Annotated in this window: 19 protein-coding genes and 2 pseudogenes; 12 read left to right on the top strand and 9 right to left on the bottom strand. The window is 42.7% G+C overall.

Annotation, left to right across the window (positions count from 1 at the left end; genetic code table 11):
* Positions 1 to 147 precede the first annotated feature (147 nt).
* Together F6K64_RS12085 and F6K64_RS12090 are read left to right on the top strand one after the other, a co-directional pair.
* Positions 148 to 1,296 (top strand): DUF1822 family protein, encoded by a 1,149-nt coding sequence (locus F6K64_RS12085; protein ID WP_287265479.1) that lies wholly within the window; start codon positions 148 to 150, stop codon positions 1,294 to 1,296.
* The gene (locus F6K64_RS12090) at positions 1,271 to 1,519 is read left to right on the top strand and encodes a hypothetical protein (RefSeq protein ID WP_287251556.1); all 249 of its coding nucleotides are present in this window, start codon (positions 1,271 to 1,273) and stop codon (positions 1,517 to 1,519) included. The genes F6K64_RS12085 and F6K64_RS12090 overlap by 26 nt, the downstream gene beginning before the upstream one ends.
* On the opposite strand, the gene F6K64_RS12095 is transcribed toward F6K64_RS12090, so the two are convergent.
* Positions 1,486 to 1,659 carry a hypothetical protein gene (locus tag F6K64_RS12095; protein WP_158026648.1) on the bottom strand — a complete coding sequence of 58 codons (174 nt, stop codon included), beginning with the start codon at positions 1,657 to 1,659 and terminating at the stop codon, positions 1,486 to 1,488. The genes F6K64_RS12090 and F6K64_RS12095 overlap by 34 nt on opposite strands.
* Here F6K64_RS12095 and F6K64_RS12100 point away from each other — a divergent pair.
* From F6K64_RS12100 to F6K64_RS12110, 3 genes are all read left to right on the top strand, one after another.
* Positions 1,639 to 4,152, top strand: a complete 2,514-nt coding sequence (locus F6K64_RS12100; protein WP_287265481.1) for a CHASE2 domain-containing protein — start codon at positions 1,639 to 1,641, stop codon at positions 4,150 to 4,152. The two genes, F6K64_RS12095 and F6K64_RS12100, sit on opposite strands and share 21 nt — an antisense overlap.
* Positions 4,153 to 4,445: 293 nt before the next feature.
* Positions 4,446 to 5,216: a hypothetical protein gene (locus tag F6K64_RS12105; RefSeq protein ID WP_008185267.1), complete on the top strand. Its 771-nt coding sequence runs from the start codon at positions 4,446 to 4,448 to the stop codon at positions 5,214 to 5,216.
* An 839-nt stretch (positions 5,217 to 6,055) separates the two neighbouring features.
* Positions 6,056 to 6,460, top strand: coding sequence for a hypothetical protein (locus F6K64_RS12110; protein ID WP_008185272.1), 405 nt, complete (start codon positions 6,056 to 6,058; stop codon positions 6,458 to 6,460).
* Positions 6,461 to 6,928: 468 nt separating this feature from the next.
* Here the strand turns inward: F6K64_RS12110 and F6K64_RS12115 are convergent.
* Both F6K64_RS12115 and F6K64_RS12120 read right to left on the bottom strand, forming a co-directional pair.
* Positions 6,929 to 7,180, bottom strand: a pseudogene (locus F6K64_RS12115) (BrnA antitoxin family protein); the annotation flags it as partial.
* 2 nt (positions 7,181 to 7,182) lie between these two features.
* A pseudogene (locus tag F6K64_RS12120) lies at positions 7,183 to 7,305 on the bottom strand (BrnT family toxin); the annotation flags it as partial.
* Between the two features lie 118 nt (positions 7,306 to 7,423).
* Here F6K64_RS12120 and F6K64_RS12125 point away from each other — a divergent pair.
* Positions 7,424 to 7,636, top strand: coding sequence for a hypothetical protein (locus F6K64_RS12125; RefSeq protein ID WP_131827105.1), 213 nt, complete (start codon positions 7,424 to 7,426; stop codon positions 7,634 to 7,636).
* Between the two features lie 85 nt (positions 7,637 to 7,721).
* Here the strand turns inward: F6K64_RS12125 and F6K64_RS12130 are convergent, their stop codons facing one another.
* A complete protein-coding gene (locus F6K64_RS12130) occupies positions 7,722 to 7,922 on the bottom strand; it encodes a hypothetical protein (protein ID WP_008185280.1) in 201 nt (66 codons plus the stop codon).
* Between the two features lie 635 nt (positions 7,923 to 8,557).
* On the opposite strand from F6K64_RS12130, the gene F6K64_RS12135 reads away from it, so the two are divergent.
* Positions 8,558 to 8,749: a hypothetical protein gene (locus F6K64_RS12135; protein WP_131827106.1), complete on the top strand. Its 192-nt coding sequence runs from the start codon at positions 8,558 to 8,560 to the stop codon at positions 8,747 to 8,749.
* Positions 8,750 to 8,955: 206 nt separating this feature from the next.
* On the opposite strand, the gene F6K64_RS38865 is transcribed toward F6K64_RS12135, so the two are convergent.
* Positions 8,956 to 9,252: a hypothetical protein gene (locus tag F6K64_RS38865; protein WP_131827107.1), complete on the bottom strand. Its 297-nt coding sequence runs from the start codon at positions 9,250 to 9,252 to the stop codon at positions 8,956 to 8,958.
* Between the two features lie 50 nt (positions 9,253 to 9,302).
* Between F6K64_RS38865 and F6K64_RS12145 the strand changes: the two genes are divergently transcribed.
* A complete protein-coding gene (locus F6K64_RS12145; RefSeq protein WP_044493468.1) occupies positions 9,303 to 10,151 on the top strand; it encodes a M20/M25/M40 family metallo-hydrolase in 849 nt (282 codons plus the stop codon).
* 62 nt (positions 10,152 to 10,213) lie between these two features.
* Here F6K64_RS12145 and F6K64_RS12150 read toward each other — a convergent pair whose 3' ends face one another.
* On the bottom strand, positions 10,214 to 10,360 hold the full coding sequence (locus tag F6K64_RS12150; protein ID WP_287265482.1) for a hypothetical protein: 147 nt from the start codon (positions 10,358 to 10,360) through the stop codon (positions 10,214 to 10,216).
* 438 nt (positions 10,361 to 10,798) lie between these two features.
* Here F6K64_RS12150 and F6K64_RS12155 point away from each other — a divergent pair, with 438 nt between their 5' ends.
* The gene (locus F6K64_RS12155) at positions 10,799 to 10,939 is read left to right on the top strand and encodes a hypothetical protein (protein ID WP_154659818.1); all 141 of its coding nucleotides are present in this window, start codon (positions 10,799 to 10,801) and stop codon (positions 10,937 to 10,939) included.
* A gap of 61 nt (positions 10,940 to 11,000) precedes the next feature.
* Complete coding sequence (locus F6K64_RS12160) at positions 11,001 to 11,519, top strand: Ntn hydrolase family protein (protein ID WP_287256967.1); 519 nt, start codon at positions 11,001 to 11,003, stop codon at positions 11,517 to 11,519.
* Positions 11,520 to 11,707: 188 nt separating this feature from the next.
* Here the strand turns inward: F6K64_RS12160 and psb28 are convergent, their stop codons facing one another.
* On the bottom strand, positions 11,708 to 12,043 hold the full coding sequence (gene psb28 / locus F6K64_RS12165) for a photosystem II reaction center protein Psb28 (RefSeq protein ID WP_287265483.1): 336 nt from the start codon (positions 12,041 to 12,043) through the stop codon (positions 11,708 to 11,710).
* Positions 12,044 to 12,251: 208 nt separating this feature from the next.
* Between psb28 and trpS the strand changes: the two genes are divergently transcribed.
* Both trpS and F6K64_RS12175 read left to right on the top strand, forming a co-directional pair.
* Positions 12,252 to 13,262 (top strand): tryptophan--tRNA ligase, encoded by a 1,011-nt coding sequence (gene trpS / locus F6K64_RS12170; RefSeq protein ID WP_287265484.1) that lies wholly within the window; start codon positions 12,252 to 12,254, stop codon positions 13,260 to 13,262.
* Between the two features lie 279 nt (positions 13,263 to 13,541).
* Entirely contained in the window at positions 13,542 to 14,477 is a 936-nt protein-coding gene (locus tag F6K64_RS12175; protein ID WP_287265486.1) for a methylenetetrahydrofolate reductase, read from the top strand.
* A 159-nt stretch (positions 14,478 to 14,636) separates the two neighbouring features.
* Here the strand turns inward: F6K64_RS12175 and F6K64_RS12180 are convergent, their stop codons facing one another.
* Positions 14,637 to 15,854, bottom strand: a complete 1,218-nt coding sequence (locus F6K64_RS12180; RefSeq protein ID WP_287265487.1) for an NB-ARC domain-containing protein — start codon at positions 15,852 to 15,854, stop codon at positions 14,637 to 14,639.
* Between the two features lie 634 nt (positions 15,855 to 16,488).
* Complete coding sequence (locus tag F6K64_RS12185; RefSeq protein ID WP_008185298.1) at positions 16,489 to 16,911, bottom strand: hypothetical protein; 423 nt, start codon at positions 16,909 to 16,911, stop codon at positions 16,489 to 16,491.
* Positions 16,912 to 16,915 lie beyond the last annotated feature (4 nt).

Below are 16,915 nucleotides of genomic sequence, written 5' to 3' on the forward strand. Positions count from 1 at the left end.
AGATAAAGTCCACTTCTTAATTGGCAATAATAAATAACTTAGCTTGAATGCCAACTTTTATTCCCGACTCCCGACTCCCGACTCCCGATTCCCGATTCCCGATTCCCGATTCCCTACTCCCTACTCCCTATTATTACTCAACTAAAAATGCTAAATACATCTACAGAAATGATTTCATTCCCAGCATTAACGGAAACCCTAACGCTGGAATTAGAGCAACAACAAAAAGCCCTGGATATAGCTAACCAGATGGCGAAAAAATCCGAAATATTAGCTATCTATCTCCAAGAGTTAGCCTTACTAGTCTTTGAAGATTGGCTGGAAAAACGAGAGCCAAGTTTACGGGTAGAACGGGCAGCTAATGAGTTAGTAAACTCGGAATTATCTCAAGCTATTGCTAAAGTTATTAATGCTGTGTGTAATCTACGAGTAGGAGATTTTAAGATTTGCCTTATTCCTAGCTTGGGATTTAGTGACCCGTTGGTAAATCTGCCTCAAGGGATTGTTACTATTCCCCAATTTACTGCTCATTTTTATGTGGTGATTGCCATTGATGATGACTTAGGTATTGCTGGGATTAAAGGCGTAAATCGATACGACCAGCTAGTCAAAGATATTAGTAATATAGCTGTTGGCTCTGATCATAATTACGAGCTCCCTTTATCTAGGTTTACTATGAGTGGAGACGACTTACTACTGGATTTACAATGTCTATCTCCTGAGGAAATTCCTTTACCAGAGATACCACAGCGCGAGCCTAATTATGTTAGAGACGTAATCGAAATCCTGAATCAACGAGCGATTAATGTGGGACAATGGTTATATAATCAAATTGATGACCTAGCTCAAGAGTTATCTTGGCAGCTATTACCAGCACCTTCCCCAGCATTGCGGTTTCGTCCTACCCCAGCCCAAGAATTAGCTGAGATTATAACTATTATTGATATCGAAATTCCTGCTGCCGCTGTTCGTAGTTATCGAGATTTTCAACTAGCTGGAATTCCACTGCGCCTTTATGCTGTAACTTGGCAATTACCCCAGTCTGAACCAGAGGGAGATTGGACTATAGTGCTAATCCTGGGAGCTAGCCCAGGTAATACTCCACCTTCGGGGATAAAATTGCGTATTACTGACTTTACCATGGTCTTGGATCAACAGGAATTTACCACTGATGATGACTATTTATTTACTCAGTTTGTGGGAGCTAATCATGAAAAGTTTCTAGCTACAATTACCACTGCTGAGGAAACAGTACAAACCTCGATGTTGTTTGAATTTAAAGGGAGTAGGGAGTAGGGAGGTAAGCTATCAGCTATCAGCTATGAGTTATCAGCTATCAGCTATCAGCTATCAGCTATCAGCTATGAGTTATCAGCTATCAGCTATCAGCTATCAGCTATCAGTTATCAGCTATCAGCTATCAGCTATCAGCTATCAGCTATCAGCTATCAGCTATCAGCTATCAGCCATTGGCCGTAGGCCAAGCTACACCGAAAAGCTTTTGAATAAAATAAGCTGACGGCTGACCACTGACTGCTGACTGCTGACTGCTGACTGCTGACTGCTGACCGCTGACTGCTGACCACTGACCGCTGACCGCTGACCACTGACCGCTGACTGCTGACTACTATAAGTAACATGAAAAGTAAAATTTTTCACCTTAAAGTCATCAAAATCAAGTCAGGTTGTAACTTTGAGTTATCTTGGGAAAACGGTAAGACTATTGCTGCCATAGTAGATTATCCTCAAGACCTTGATCAAGGTTACCAAGACTGGAAATATGCTTACATTAATTGTTACAAAAATTTGCGAGGTAAAGTCCCAAAAAGTGGTAGACTTACAGTTAAGAAGGATCCAGCTGCCCTGTTGCGGGAAGCAGAAGCTAGGTTTTTATCAATATTTCATAATTGGTTACGGGATGGAGAGTTATATGAAATTCGTGAGGAAATTGCTAAGGCAGCTACGGATTCGTCTATTAATCGTCGGTATTGGGTTGATATTCTCCTCACCTGTAATTGTCCTGAATTAACTCGCTTACCTTGGGAAGCTTGGGAAATTAGTACTACTACTAGGACGAATTTATCGGGATTCGGAACTATCCGGATTGCTCGGGTTTCTAATACTATCCATGCTGGGATTAGTCATGATAAAATTATTCCTTCAATCCGTCGCCGAGCCAGAGTTTTGGCTATCTTGGGTGATGAAAAAGGATTAGACTTTGAAGAAGACCGCAAGGCGTTAGCTCACCTGTCTAAGCTAGCTGACATAAAATTTATTGGTTGGCAACCAGGAAAAGACTCTACTAGTCTTAAGCAGGAAATTGTTAAGGAAATTGCTAATCCTAGGGGTTGGGATATTTTATTCTTTGCTGGACATAGTAATGAAACTGCCTGTACTGGTGGAGAATTACATATTGCTCCTGATGCTTCTCTAGGAATTAATGAGATTCAACAATCCCTCCAACAAGGGATAGCTAATGGCCTGAAGTTTGCTATTTTTAATTCTTGTGATGGTATCTCGATTGCGGAATCCCTAATTGCTTTAGGGTTACCTCAAGTGGCGGTGATGGCAGAACCTATTCACAATCAGGTGGCTCAAGTTTTTATTGTCCAGTTTCTCAACAGTTTGGCTGAGTATAAGGATGTCCATGAAGCCCTAAGGGATGCTTGTGCTTTTCTTAAAGACCAACAAAATCTTACCTATCCTTCTGCTTACTTAATCCCTACCTTATTTCGCCATCCCCAATCAGTACTGTTTCGCTTGGAACCATTCGGTTTAGGGCACAGTCTCAGAAATTGGTTGCCCACTAAGAAGGAAGCCCTGTGGTTATCGGCATGGTTAACCGTTAGTTTAATCCCGGATTGTCAGGATTTACTGTTAGAATCTCGTCTATTGTTACAGGCTGGTTACCGTCAGGTTACTCAGCAGGTGGAGTGGCAAGCTAATCCTTCTCCAGTTAAGTCTCCAGTTCGGTTAGTTCAAATTGATAACAAGTCTCTTGAACAGGACAAGGTTAAATTGGTTGATGGCAGGTATATGGATTATGGTTACTTAGCAAGTATTTTAGATAAATTAGTTACCAGTAATGCTAGCATAATTGGATTTGATTATATCTTAGATCAAGACCAACAACAGCCCGATAATAGTAAACAGTTACAGCAATCAGTTAATGAAGCGATTAAAAATAATACCTGGTTAGTTTGGGCAGCAATTGAAGCTGATCATCCTGCTGATTATCAGGGAGTGAGTGATAAAATCGCTAACCTCAATCAAACCATGGAGGGAGATATTACAACCTATGATTGGTATGTGGAGTTACCTAGCAATAATTGTGATAAACGTTGTCCGTTTAGCTATTTACTAGTTCTTTCCTATTGTTTACGTGATCAAGATTCCGGCACTACTCAATTAGCTATGGGATTACCTGAGCTTCAAGACAGTAATCAGGAATTTAGGACTTCAGTGATTGATTGGGTTAATGGTGCCCATACACAAGCCCATACACAAGCCCATACACAAGCCCATACACAAGTGGCTTGGTTGGGGAGGGTCAAACGTCCTGCGATCGCATATTTCTTACAATGGTTTCAACCGATTATTGACTATTCCCTACCTCCAGAGCAGGTTTATCAAAGAATTTCTGCTTGTGAGTTATTAGGCACCTGTTCTGAAGATGCTCTAGCTGATGATATCAGCCTTAACCAGACCATTGTGATTGTTGCTTCAGGAGGATATCAACAAGCAGGAATTGATCAAGAAGGGGAAGATAATCATCTGCTTCCCCTTCCGGTCGCCTTCTGGCGTAGTTCACAGGGTTGGCAAGACTGGTTCGATAGCAAACCATCATTTACTGGTGGTGAAGCCCATAGTTACATTGCCCACCATCTTTTTTCCCAGCATCTGGTGATACCAATTCCTAATGCTTTGATGATTTTGCTAACCGCTGTTTTAGGTAAGGGATTTAGGTTAATTAAACAGAATTCTCCGGAGCAACAGCAATGGTGGTTTAGCAATATAGATAACGCTTGGTTGCTTTATTGGTTAGTTTATTGCTTGGTTTCACTACAAGTTTATATCTCCTTAAAGGTGCTGCTACCTACTTTGATGCCTTTAGTAGTGTTTAGTACCTATAGCGTTACGAAAAGGGAGTAGGGAGTAGGGAGTAGGGAGTAGGGAGTAGGGAGTAGGGAGTAGGGAGTAGGGAACAATATAGCAATTATTATACTATTACAAAGCTTATCCTGTTAAGGCAAAAGGCAAAAGGCAAAAGGCAAAAGGCAAAAGGCAAAAGTAAATAATAGTTTACTGTAATCAGCTCAAATATACCGTTTTTCATAACTATCATGTACACAATATTTTTTACCAATTTCCGATTCCATATTCCCGATTACCGATTCCCAAAAAACCAATAATTTGTACTTTACCCAATTGAAAAATACTGTATTATGATTAAATTAATCCAAAACAAATCAACCCTGGCACTAACAGTGGTCGTGCTAGTCTGTTCTTCTGCACTGCCCCTTGATGCCATAGTAAAAAGACCTCAGTCTGGTCAGAATTTATCCCAGTTTAAAGGCCAGCTAGTTACCTTAAAATGGGGTGATATCTGGGATATATTGCGACGTGACAAAGGTAAAGGGGGCTCAAGAGGGAGCTCAAGATATGATAATCCTATCGAGCAAACTCTCTGCATGCTCACCCCTGGTCAACTACCAGATCGTGACCCAAATTCTAATCATAAAGGAAGCTTAGAAATTTGGAGTGAGCAACCCCTATTCCTATGGCAAGGAGAAATGAAAGGTATTGAGGTGCGTGAGTATCGTACTGAAAAACAATTGTGGGAGCAACCGTTAGAGCCTACTACTAATAGTATCCTTTATCAAGGGGAGCCTTTAAAACCAGGTAAAGATTACTATTGGCGGAATACAATTCCTTTAGAACAACTTCCTACTAAGAGAAGTTTTCGTCTAATGGATGACGAAAAGCGTAATCAAATCACCACTGACTTAAATGAATTAGAAAGTAACCTGAAAGCTGAAGATGCCAGTGCTGATAAGATTGCTCTGAAACGAATTAACTATTTCATAGACAAACAACTTTGGTCAGATGCATTACGGGAAATTTATCTGATGCCTAATCCTCCGGCTGAGGTAACTGATCTTATTGATAAGATTAACAATAAGGCTCATGATTTTTGTAAGAAGGAGCGTGAATAGCAAGTAGGGTGGGCATTGCTGATTAAGATCATGATTGAACGCGGATCAATGAAATGGGCAATGCCCACCAATCCACCATCATCGTAGGGTGGGCATTGCTGATCAAGATCATGATTGAACGGCGAGCAATGAAATGGGCAATGCCCACCAATCCACAATAATCGTAGGGTGGGCATTGGTTCAGAAACCGGCCATGGGTACCCTGCTTGGTGGGCATTGCTCAGATAAATTTGGGCAGGATTTGGGTAAGTAAACCGGCAATGCCCACCCTACAGAATGCTGAATAATATAGCGCTACACACAATGTAAGCAAGGTATGTAAATTATTTTTGTGATTTTGTCAAGTAGTTCATTTGTTCTATTATTTTGACCTACTCCCCGTTGACCCTGTACTTATATGAAGTTTGATATGAGGTTTGATATGAGGTTTATGAGGTTTGATATGAGGTTTGATATGAGGTTTATGAGGTTTGATATGAGGTTTATGAGGTTTGATATGAGGTTTGATATGAGGTTTATGAGGTTTGATATGAGATTTATGAGGTTTGATATGAGGTTTATGAGTTTGATATGAGGTTTGATATGAGTTTTTATATGAGTTTTTATATGAGGTTTGATCTGAGTTTTATGAGAATAAGAGATATATAACAGGGCTAGTATTACATTGTTCCAACTAAGAATTAGGAACTGGGGGGAGCAGGTCAAGGGTTGCAGAACAAATGAACTACAGTACCATCACAGCAAGCTTATGTAAACCCATGAGGGGGCTAGAGGTATAGTACAAATGTTCTACATAAGTGACATGCTCCCTGCAATAACCTAAAAAGGAGAAGTTCAAAATGCAAGTAGTCCACAAGGTGTTGAAAGGGATGTTGGTGTTTTGCCTGTCCCTAGTAATGATCGTTGGTAGTGCGCAAGCTGCGGAATGTTATGTCGAACCTCGCTTTATTCTCTTGGCCGAGGGATCTTCTCAGTATATACTAGATGTTATAGATGGGCCAGCATCGTCACTGGATGTCAGCTTTATAAGCTTTGAAGAAGACCAACAAACAATATCATTGATTGTAGATCCACCCGGTCCCCATGATTATGTTGAAAATCTTCCTGTTCCGGGGTATAGCTCTGATCAACCCACTTCTTATGATCACGTGTTTGAAGGTGTGGAGCCATTCTACCAAGTAATAGTTCGTGACGCACTACCATGGGATATATACATGGATGTAGAGGGTTGTCACAAAGCGTAAAAAGTCTAAGGAGCATCCGCAGGTTGCAGATCACAAAGGACTTCCAAAAAATCAAACATTCTACAAACAGAATGATAATTATTGGTAATTAAGGAAGTAAAACCTTTGCCGTAGGGTAGAAAGGTAACGGGGCGATCGCTCCGTTACCTTCTTCTGGCAACTCAACCTTCAATACTCCACTTCTAACCCATATCCACCAACGGCGAGCGTATTCCTCAATGGGACTCGCCGTTGCTTTTTGCTAGGTATTGCCGAGAAACCCGCTCAATAAACCGTTCCACCGTCACCCGCGCCACCGCCTATAGCATGTAGGGTGGGCAGTGGATCAGACAGATCAGATCAGCTGGCAAAGCGCCTAGGTAGGCACTGCCCACCGACGATTAATCACTTTTATCCTAATAACTTACGCTTTAAATCTTTAGATGAAATTCCTTTATCGTTACCGGAGCGATAATTTTCCCATGCTTCTTGAATTTGAACAATTTCTGTTCTAGGAATAGTTTCCTGAACTCCTTCTAATTCTATCAGCTGATGCTGAATGTGCTGACGCAACACCTGATTAATCAAGGTTTGATAATTCCCTCCACCAGACAGATTTACCTGGTCACGAAACCACTCCAAAACATCGTTATCTAAAGGAATTGTGATCCGAGTTTTACCAGATGGCATCGGGTCAATCGCGCCACGCTTACCTTTACTAAAATCATACTCAGCTTCCATCTTCATCCCTCCAGATATTGTTTACGTTCAGTACGAGTGGCTTTGCGAGTTGAAATCAAACGGATTTGATCACCTCGCCAGGTATAGACGACAACTAAAACTCGCCCCAAAGCATCTAACTGAATAATATAGCAACTATATATCCTATAAGGGACAAATTGATCCCCCTAAATCCCCCTTAATAAGGGGGACTTTGTTGAGAAGCGTACCTCATAAATGCGAGAAACACTATATCCAATTTAAATGCGCAACAGCTTACCAGTATTTTTTCCCGATTCCCGATTCCCGATTCCCAATTCCCGATTCCCGATTCCCGTTCCCCTCCTGGGAGGGGTTAGGGGTGGGTTCCGATTCCCGACTCCCGATTCCCGATTCCCTTTTTATATAAGTATAAACAGAAAAAAAAATAGCCGTAGAAATACTATCTACGGCTATTTAAATGATCTATGTCAATGAGTTTCCAAACCAATCCGGACGTGATTTGATGTAATCAAACCGGAGCCTTTGCCAGGGGGGGAAAACCCCCCAGAAATTTAAAGTGTTATGGCAACAGCCAATACTTCATCATTTTAGTAATTACTTCCCCTGGAACCTCAGTCGGCTCAAGAGGAGTCCATTCCGCAATCTCTGCATAGCCCAATTTATAAAGCATTTGGATACTATAGATTACTGCTTGACGAGAGCCTTTCAGAGTGTGCTCAACAGGTTGTTTCTTGAAGTTTGGCTTAAAGTCTTTTGACATAGATCAAAACTTGAATTCATCGTGTTAATATGATTATTGTAATGATTATATTTGTAATTGTCAAGGGTTTTAAAAATTTTTTTTTGGGGAGTTTTAGGGGGAATAAAAAAAGCGATCGCTCTTAGCGGAAGCTGAGGCCTTTGGCCACGCTACGCGAACGCTTCATCGCGTAGCGTGACCTTCGGTCAATCCCGTAGGGTCTCTTTGCTGAGAATCCCATAATCATTGGTAAGCGATCGCTTTGGTAATTTTAACTAGTAATTTTAAGGATAGGGCTGGGAGGAGGAAGTAGGGAATAAGGAATAAGGAACTTCAGATATCTTTCCTAATGTTGCCTTTTGCCTGTTATAGCAGTCGCCAGGGCAGTTAGGACATCGACATTAGTCTCACACCCTTTGTAAGCGATGCAGAGGTGCGACCCGTGGCGAATTTAATTCGCCAACGGAAAAAGCACCATTACGGTCTTGGGGGTTTCCCCCATGAGCGACTGCATCAAGAAGCGCAAGAGTTTGACTTCTGACTTCTGACTTATGACTTCTGACTTCTGCTATACCTTTTGCCTTGTGGTCAGGGTGCATCTCCTAAAAGCTGTTTGATATCATGTCCGGATAATTAGTTATCAAAAAACATTACCCTTGAAACCTTACTCCTTTACTTTTTATATGGGAGATGGGGGGCATTTCTTTGGGTCGCAGTCCATCTGCTCAGAATTAAAAAAATTAGAAAGTCTCGAAATCCAGGAGAATCAAGTGTTGGGTAAAACCCATCACCATGTAATGCTGAATCTACCTGGACACGAGAAAAAATATCGGAATAGTTTCATCTAATTATATCCCATAATCAGAGATTTTGACTATAATCAGGTACCCGGAAATCACCTGAGGACATAATTATGCTACTGGTGTAGGGGTGCTGTTGGGACCGTAAGCAATCAGCAATCAGCAATCAGCAATCAGCAATCAGCAATCAGCAATCAGCTATAAGCAATCAGCAATCAGCAATCAGCTATAAGCAATCAGCAATCAGCAATCAGCTATAAGCTTTTGAATAAGCGATGCAGCGCGGTCTTGGGGAGGCAGCGCGGTCTTGGGGGTTCCCCCCATGAGCGACTGCCGTGGTTTCCCCCATGAGCGACTGCATCAAGACAACAGGTAAGCATTAGTTTAATCTGAGTTACGTTAGCTGACCACTGACCACTGACCACTGACCACTGACCGCTGACCGCTGACCGCTGACCACTGACCACTGACCGCTGACCGCTGACCACTGACCACTGACCGCTGACGGCTGACGGCTGACCGCTGACCGCTGAATGCTTACTTGGGACCAAATCCCGAGATGGTAAGATTAGATGATAATCTTCTGCCTGATTACACTGCCTTGGATCTAAAAGAACGTCTAATCACCCACCTCAGCCAGATAGTACGCGATCGCGATCCGTATATGGCATCTGCGGGACATTTCTATGTCCAGGAGTACATCCGCCAGGAATTAGAACAGTGGGGAAGCGTTGAAATTCACAAGTTTCAGGTGTCGGGCAAAACCCATCATAATCTGATTCTGAATCTACCGGGAAAAGAGGCGAGACCGCAACAGTTTGCTCCGATTTTAATTGGCTCTCACTATGATGCGGTACCTGGAAGCCCAGGAGCAGATGATAATGGTACCGGCGTAGCGGTGCTATTGGAATTAGCTAGAGCCTTTGCCACTACTGGGCCTAAACACCCAGTCCGACTGGTAGCATTTGATATGGAAGAGTATGGATTGCTCGGAAGTGCTGCCTATGCTGCCTATTTAAAAGAACAACAGCAACCCTTGCGGTTAATGCTGTCTTTGGAAATGTTAGGGTATTGCGATCGCACTCCCAATTCCCAAACCTACCCACCAGGACTAAAATATTTTTACCCCAATCAGGGGGACTTCATTACCTTAGTGGGAAACTTGCCAACAATCCTTGACTTGAGGCATTTAGCTCGCCGTATCCGCCAAGTGGGGATCCCTTGTCAGTGCTTACCAATACCATCACGAGGGATAATCGTTCGTGAGACCAGGCTCAGTGATCACGCTCCATTTTGGGACCAAGGTTATCGAGCTTTGATGGTAACCGATACAGCATTTCTGCGCAATCCCCATTACCATCAACCAAGCGATCGCATTGATACCCTAGATTTAGATTTTCTCACTGGTGTCTGTCGTGGCTTAATCGCTGGTCTTGGAAATCTTGTCTAGGGGAATCGGGAGTCGGGAAGTTAGAATTTAGAATTTAGAATTTAGAATTTAGAATTTAGAATTTAGAATTTAGAATTTAGAATTTGGAGTCGGGAATCGGGAGTCGGGAATCGGGAGTCGGGAATCGGGAGTCGGGAATCGGGAGTCGGGAATCGGGAGTCGGGAGTCGGGAAGAAGTCTCGAAAACTACTTCTTCCCGATTCCAACACTATTCTCCTCAGCTAATCCTTCCTGGGGTTTGGGTTTCAAAATGTGTTTCTGATAGCGGTTCTGATCTTAATCAGGTACACAGGATTTTTTTCCTGTTTCCTACTCCCGTTTTGATGCAAAGCGCGAGTGGGGGTTTCCCCCAAGACCGCCCTGCATTGAGATGCACCGAGATCAGATCAGCTGGCCACAGGGCGTTAGATCATGTCAGGATAATTACCCTTAATAAAAATCTCCCCTATCTCCCCTATCTCCCCATCTCCCCATCTCCCCACACCTCCCACCGTCCCCACCCTCTCCTTAATTATGGGTATTCAACCAGACTTGATATTAGTAGGCACTGCCTAGGCTGTTTATTATGGGCCTGAGCCCAGAATGGATATCATGCAAGAGATACACTGTCTGATACTATCAGACAAAAAGTGCATGAAGTTTAAGCTATGGCCATCGCACAAAGTGAACACCCTACCCCACACCTCACCCGGTCACCCCACACCCGGTCACCCCACACCCGGTCACCCCAGGCACTGCCCACCCTAGAGGAACTGGTTGCGATGGATAAGGCTAAACTAGTTTGTTAATGACTGCTATATCGGTGCCTGTTTCACCGTAATCATCGACTAAAACCATTAGGAGCAACTTATGAGCGTTGTCGCTGCCAGAAAATACCCTGATCAACTAGTTTTTGCCTCCGATAGCATTCGGCTGTCAGGATACCTCAAGCAAACTCACCGGGTAACTGGGGATGAGTGGGGCAAGCTATTTGAAATCAATAACATGATTATTGGCGGCGTGGGTTATACCATGGAATTGAGTTTCATGCAAATATTTGCCAGAAACCATTCTCCAGCAGCTCCTACCGTTGAGGCTGTTCTCGATTTTATTGTGGAATTTTATAGTTGGGCAAAGGATAAAGACGATACCTTTGGTCGCAGAAACGAATATTTGTTAGCAGTAGAACAGGATATTTTTTGTATCAGTGATGGCTATCTTGTTGATAAAATTAATGAATTTGGTGCCATTGGTGCTGGACAAGATTATGCTCTGACCGCAATGTACTTAGATAAAACCCCTGAAGAAGCGGTAGCGATCGCTAATGAGCTTTGCGTATATTGCTCTCCTCCCATTAATGTGATTACTAAGGAAATCAGCGATATCTAACTTGGGTATAGTGCTGAGTACTCAGCTTGTTAGTAAGCTATCAGCTATCAGCTATCAGCTATCAGCCAAAGGCCAACGGCTGACGGCTGTTCGCTTAGCGTGCGCGTAGCGCATATGCTTAAGCGTTTTTGAGGGTTGACGGTTGGCCAGACATTAATACCCAGCACTGAAGACTTAGCTTAATACTGTTAGGATTTAGTAAATCCTAAGCCATTTTCTTCACTATACCGTTCCATAAAACGCATGAAACGATCCCACTCTTCTGGAGATTTCATTATGTAAGTTGCTTCTATAGCCATTGGTTCACCATTAACAAATTTGCCATTAACCTTACTGGTAGAAATCTCACCTTCCTCATCAATCATGTACATTCCGGTGATCTCATCCTTAGAATCTTTATCGTATACTTTAGGCTTGGTAAAAATAAAGGTTGCACTGCCAGTCTGACCAGTTGTGGAGCGAGTCAAACGTACGTCGGGCACAACTTCTTCTTTGATACCTCTAGAGAACTGAATTTCTGCCATGCTATAAGTCCAATTAAGAAAATATTAAGAATCCTTACCCCACTATCTTCTCATCCAAACTGCCCTAAATGGCAGAAAATTTTAACTGATGCCTGGGTTAACGACCTAGCAATGGCGAAAATAATCCAAATTTAGCCTAAGCAGTGGGAAAATGGGATTACACTGATACCGTTTCGGCAAACCGATTTAAGCAATCACTAGATCATACATGGGTAAACAGCGCGTTCTATCTGGAGTTCAACCAACTGGCAATCTTCACCTGGGTAACTATCTTGGAGCTATCCGCAACTGGGTCGAAGGTCAAAGTCAGTATGATAATCTATTTTGTGTAGTTGATTTACACGCTATTACTGTACCCCATAACCCAGTAACTCTAGCAGAAGATACCTTAAGCATTGCTGCCCTCTACTTAGCCTGCGGGATTGATTTAGAATGCTCTACTATCTTCGTACAATCCCATATCCCTGCCCACAGTGAACTAGCTTGGCTGCTCAACTGCATTACCCCTCTTAACTGGCTAGAGCGAATGATCCAGTTCAAGGAAAAAGCGGTTAAACAAGGGGAAAATGTCAGTACTGGCTTACTGGACTACCCGGTATTGATGGCAGCGGATATTTTACTTTATGATGCCGATCAAGTTCCAGTGGGAGAAGACCAAAAGCAACACATCGAACTGACTCGTAATATCGCTATCCGAGTTAATGACAAGTTTGGCAGTCAGGAGAAACTTGTGCTAAAGTTGCCAGAGCCTATGATCCGAAAAACTGGTGCTCGTGTGATGAGTCTCACTGATGGCAGGCGCAAAATGTCTAAGTCTGATCCATCCGAGTTGAGCAGGATTAACGTGCTTGACTCCCCTGAGGAGATCCAAAAGAAAATCAAGCGCTGTAAAACTGACCCGATTAAAGGCTTATGGTTTGATGATCCAGAACGCCCGGAATGTGAGAATCTACTAACTTTGTATACCCTGCTTTCTGGGAAAACAAAGGAAGAGGTGGCGACAGAATGTCAGGATATGGGTTGGGGCAAATTCAAGCCCTTACTCACAGAAGTAACCATTGAAGCGCTCAAGCCGATTCAACAGAAGTATCACGATGTGAGGTCAGAGCAGGGCTATCTTGAGTCGGTGTTGCGAGAGGGGCGACAAAAAGCAGAAGCGATCGCAAACCAGACCTTGTCCAGGGTGAAAACTGCATTAGGGTTCATTGCTGTAACCTAATTCCTGGAGTTGAACCTCCCCATCCGTCGCAGGAATGGGGTATCCTTTGCACAACCACCGTTGGTTGTTATCGACCTGGGCGTAACTTTCCCTGGCCTATGGCCACGCTACGCGAACGCACCGAGGGTAGCTGAGTAGGGTCAATACCCAGTTTTTTTTGAGACCCTTACTTTTTATATTAACACTATTTGAGAGGTAAAATTCATCCCCGACCTAAGAGGACGGGGTATTCTTTTCCCTCTCAAACTCTCCGACTCTGATAAGTAAATACTATAACCAATGACTAACCCTACTAATAACTCGTTTCGCACTGCCGTTGAGTCCGGTGAATTTTTGATTACTGCAGAAGTGGCACCCCCCAAGGGGGGTAACCCAGATCACATGGTCAAAATGGCTCAAACCCTCAAAGATAGAGTCCATGCTATCAATATTACTGATGGCTCTAGGGCAGTCATGCGGATGTCGTCTTGGGCAGCCTCGGTGATTTTACACCAGCAGGGCATTGAACCAATTTGTCAGGTAGCTTGTCGCGATCGCAACCGCATTGCCTTGCAAGCTGACTTGATGGGTATTAATGCTTTAGGTATCGGTAATATTCTCGCCCTAACCGGTGATCCAGTCAAAGCAGGTGATCATCCTGATGCTAAAAGTGTATTTGACTTAGAATCAGTACGCCTATTGCAACTAATTACTAAGCTAAATCAAGGGGTTGATTTCAATGATAAGCCCCTTACTGATCAAGGAACTGATTTATTTACTGGTGCAGCGGTAGACCCCCAGCTAAAGAGTTGGTCAGGCTTACAGCGTCGGTTTGAACGGAAACTGGAGGCCGGAGCACAGTTTTTCCAAAGCCAGCTCATTTGTGATTTTGATCGGCTAGAGAAGTTTATGAATCAGATTGCTGCTGGTAGTAATAAGCCGATTTTAGCAGGGATATTTTTGCTCAAATCCGCTAAAAATGCTAAGTTTATTAATAAAAACGTTCCAGGGGTTGATATCCCTGAGGAAATTATTGATCGGCTAGCAGCAGCAGATAATCAGTTACAAGAAGGGATAAAAATTGCCGCTGAGCAAGTTAAGCTCGCACGGCAACTGTGCCAGGGTGTTCATATGATGGCAGTCCGGCGAGAAGACTTGATTCCCCAGATTTTGGATTTGGCTGGCATTTCGCCATTGCAGAAATCCTCTCCCGTTAATGACTTAGTTTTTAAGTAAGTAAATTTCAGGTCAATTGTTATAGCGCTATGCCCAGGGAACAGGGAACAGGGAACAGGGAATAGGGAATAGGGTAAATATACCTTTTTCTCTCCCCACCCTACCCAAACTTCCCAAACTTCCCACACTCCTCCCTGTTCCCTGTTATCTTTTCTCCTTTTAACTAATACTAAGAATCACCGAACTAACTACAGGGTATAGGGTGAAAAAAGTTTGACTAATGTCTGTGAATGTCTCAATGAGTGAACGCCTCTGGAGGGATTGTAAAACATTGATTAGTTCTGAATCCGAGCTAATGGTAATATCCTGGCGCAATTGTTCCCGGGAAACGGGTACGGGTTTGGTACTTATCCCTAGATACCTGATCACTTCTCTTTCTGACTTATCTAAGCGATTCAACTGTGCAATTAAAATTAACCTGATTGGCTCAGGAACAAATACCTCATTCAAGCTTAAAAATTTCGATACACTGCCATTAAAATATTTTTCAATTGTTGTCGCTACTAGATTTAATGCTAAGGGATTGCCTCGATAACGGGTAATCAAGGTTTCCCATTCTTCTGTATTTCCAAATAACCCGTTATCTACTAAGATTTTCTCAGCTTCTTCTGTAGGTAACCCCTTCAGGGTTAATGAAGCAGTAGTGTTATTTTTTTGCTCCAGTAACTCTAGTTGTAGAAATTTTTCCCAACTGATCAGCAGCAAAGCACTTTGGTGTTTTTCCTGTGCTACTCGTCTAAATAGCTGACCATAATCCTCATAGTTGGCTTGATAATATCCAGCTATAGCGCCAGGACTTAGAATCTGCTCTGCGTCATCCAGTACGATCAGACACCGATGCTCTTGTAAACATTTGATCAAGCTAGAAATAAGAGCGTTGATGTCTTCTGGTAAATTGAATGATTGCTGGTGAGATAAGAATAGAAGCAGCTCTACTAGCAGTTGTTTCAGGGGTGGATCATGGCGCAGATTACGCCAAATAATATACTCAAATTCCCCTTGAAGGTTGTTTGCAAGTTTGACAGCAAGAGTGGTTTTACCAATCCCTCCTATACCGATAATCCCTACTAGTGAGTATTGCTTTTTACTAATCCATTGCTGCAGTTGATTGAGTTGATTAGTGCGTCCATAGAAAGCAGAAATTTCTGGTGCTTCCCCCCAATCGTGGTGGTACTGAGGCATTTTGTATCCTGCAACTTCTAGCCACTTAGAGACGTCTTTCCAGTTAGTGAGGCTATTTAATTCTCGATTAGTTAGTGCTTCGACATATCGATACAATCCCCTAGTCAAGGCAACAGCGATTGAGTTAGAGCTCCGATGGAGAGTCTCAGCTATTTTTTTTGGGGAGTAGCCACAAAGCAATCCTCTCAAGCACACTTTTTCTACTGGTGTAAGTGTGGTTTTATTATGGGTTTCCCTCTGTTTTTGTTCGCCTATATCTATATATAAATTGTCTAAATCCCAGAGCTTTACTGCTTCTTTGAAAAGTTCATCTTCTGGATAAACGCACCCTGCGCCATTTGCTTGCCTTCCTTGAGATAAAACTTGTAAACCCTTACAGACTGAACACTGGATCTAAAGTTTGTATAACGACTAGTACACCGTCTCGGAAATAACTGACTAGTTAAAATCTCCTTGATCTGGCTTGTCTTTGCCCTGTTCTTCCTCTCCGTTAAACTGAGATCATGGAGCATTGTGATTAATCCGTTGGTGGGCAGCAGTGCAAACCCAAGGCTATGGCCAGCTTGGTGAATCGGTTTGCTTCACTGCCCACCCTACATCAAGCTAAGTGGGACAGGGGATGCGGTGCGAATGCGTTCGCGTAGCGTGACCGTAGGTCAATCGCGTTTTCACCAATTGTCTGGTTAACTCAATACCCCACTTTTGTCAATAACTGAGCTGATCAAGGGTTATGTGAGCGAGAGACGCTTTGATTTACCTGTAACCTCTAGCAAGGGAGCATTGAAGCAACAGTGATGGTAGTAGAGATCCGGGTAATGGTCTGGTTTCATCAAAGACAAGCTTTTACTATCTCTAATAAATTTTCTCTGATCTTGCTATCAGTATCAGCGCTAGAATCACTCAGTAAATTTAACAAATTTTCCTTAACTTCCTCTTCTTCTGCTTCCAGCTGTTTTTTCCCTTCTAAGTCTTCTAATTTTTGACGCCATTCTCTACGACTTCCATATGATTCCTTGCTAGCCTGTTTGAGCTTTTCGCTATAATCTTCCTCCGTGTCCAAATCAAAGACAAACATAAAATAAGATATATCTTTTGACATAATCTTATTGGCGATTGCTAAGGCTGATTCATCTGGAGCAACTTGCCAGACCTGTTCAAATACTCTACACAACTCATAAGCCATCGAATTATTACTTTTTTTATAGGCTTCCTGTATTTCCTTGAGTTTTTCACTTTTGCTGACAGTTGTCATGTTT

The sequence above is a fragment of the Moorena sp. SIO3A2 genome, assembly GCF_010672265.1.
GTDB lineage: Bacteria > Cyanobacteriota > Cyanobacteriia > Cyanobacteriales > Coleofasciculaceae > Moorena > Moorena producens.